Source organism: Carnobacterium sp. (genome assembly GCF_032094055.1).
In the GTDB taxonomy this organism is placed as follows: domain Bacteria; phylum Bacillota; class Bacilli; order Lactobacillales; family Carnobacteriaceae; genus Carnobacterium_A.
Window position 1 is genome coordinate 26,416 of record NZ_DAMDAK010000024.1, and the last position, 1,875, is coordinate 28,290.

The following is a 1,875-nucleotide window of genomic DNA, read 5'->3' on the forward strand; positions in this document are numbered from 1 at the left end:
GAATTTATATTCTTGAGACTTTCATAATATAGTGGTGTTGCTAGTGCAGCATCTTAACTGGCACATCCAACTGATTTTTCAACACTTTAAACCACATACTGTAGCCGTCGCCATTGGGATGTACGTGATCGGACAACACGTCTTTTGTGGTCAGGTGCTGCTCATTCATGCTATCCAACATCAATTGATACGTATCAATAAAAGGCCATTGATTGGCTCTGACATATTCAGCGATTTCATCATTGTATTGCCCATAAGTCACTTTTCCTTGATCTAAAAACACATTATTATAAATGGTCGGATTGGCAGTTTGCAAGATGACCAAAGTTCCCGGCAACTGTTTATTGAACGTATCCATAATGAGTTGAATATCTGATTTTGTTTGACTGACTTCATTTTGCGGGTAACGGTTGTTATTGATCAAACACAATTCAAAAAGAATGATATCCGGTTTATCCTTGATCACTGCTTCAATTTTATTCTTCGAAATCAAATCGGCAGTACTATATCCGCTGTAACCGCGATTAATAACCTTTGCTTTGATTCCATCCACTTCATTCAAATTTGTTTCCAGTAAATTTCCCCACACCGGCTGTTCCTCAGTAGCGCCTTTTCCAAATGTTACACTGCTGCCCAGCACAACGATAGTCGCTTCTCCATCTCTTTCTGTCACAAATCTTGCACGGTCTAACAAACTCTCTTTTTTATATGTATCAGATGATTGATAGTTTTTGTCCATTTGGGCCAAGGTTTTATTTTCTTGAGAAACACTGAAAAAGAACATAAAAATAGAAACTAAAAGAATACTGACGCCAATGCTTACATTCTTTCGCTTTAATCTATTGTTTAGTGTCATTTTAAATAGCCTCCAACTGTTAGTTCATGCAGTATACCATGTTTTCAAGCTGTAAAATAAGGCAAAATTTCGACTTTTTTATACAATCGTTTTCCGAGAACTACCTTACTTTCTGCAGCATAACTCATTCACTTAAAAGAAAAAAATCCTCATCCCATTTAGTTGAGATAAAGATTTTTTTGATACTTATTCAGTTAATTTCGTTCTATAGTGATTGATTTTATACGCATATTCAGAGTCGCCATAACTAGGCCAACCCATCTTTTCTGCCCAGTCTTTTGAAAACTGCTCAGCCAACTCTGCTGTATGTTGTCCGCCGTTTTCTTTGACATAGTCAATGTACCCTAAACCGTAATTATAACTTTGAATCGCTGTATCCAAATCAACATCGGTTTGCTCCATCCGCTCAATATTTTGTTTAAAATAATGGATGCCCGTTTTGATGCTATGAAGCGGATTTTTAATGGTGTTTGGCGGCAACTCGATCGATTCGCTAGATTGCATCACATCTAATTTTTTGCCGCCCGACTCTTGAGCGATAATAGCCAGCACGACTGGCGTGTATTCTTCTAAGTCGTATTTTTTCAGCTCTTCTTTAACAAGCGGTTTCCATATCTGAACAGACAAAGGAATCGATCCCAGCGAGAAAAACAACCAGGAAAACAGAGCGATAACAAAAAGAACAGAGCTCAAAACAATGATTCGTTTTTTAGTATTCTTTTTTCTATTCTTTTGCTTCATGTTGTCTCACCTGCCTTGCTTTTTCAATAGTCTCTATTTTAACACAATTTTGTTTGATAAAAAATGAACAAAACCATTATTTTTAATAATAAATGAAACACGTTTTAGCATGTGATGAAAAGAAGCTATACATTCATTTACGTTCTCTGAATAAGTTAGATACTTAGTTTTTCTTTCAATGCTTCTGTGTATATTTCATACTATTTAACTTCATTTGTATGCAAAAAAATAACCCCTTATTTATACAATTAACAATCTGTATAAACACGAGGTTATTT

At 35.6% G+C, this 1,875-nt stretch carries 2 protein-coding genes; both read right to left on the reverse strand.

What is annotated here, in order from left to right; genetic code table 11:
* Positions 1 to 40 precede the first annotated feature (40 nt).
* Positions 41 to 856, reverse strand: coding sequence for an SGNH/GDSL hydrolase family protein (locus RT405_RS05565; RefSeq protein ID WP_313468269.1), 816 nt, complete (start codon positions 854 to 856; stop codon positions 41 to 43).
* A gap of 186 nt (positions 857 to 1,042) precedes the next feature.
* Positions 1,043 to 1,597: a lysozyme family protein gene (locus tag RT405_RS05570; RefSeq protein ID WP_313468270.1), complete on the reverse strand. Its 555-nt coding sequence runs from the start codon at positions 1,595 to 1,597 to the stop codon at positions 1,043 to 1,045.
* Between the last annotated feature and the right edge of the window lie 278 nt (positions 1,598 to 1,875).

Bases quoted from the DNA above. Each gene is read 5' to 3' on its own strand.
- RT405_RS05565 (WP_313468269.1), bottom strand. From the start codon at position 856: ATGACACTAAACAATAGATTAAAGCGAAAGAATGTAAGCATTGGCGTC.
- RT405_RS05570 (WP_313468270.1), bottom strand. From the start codon at position 1,597: ATGAAGCAAAAGAATAGAAAAAAGAATACTAAAAAACGAATCATTGTT.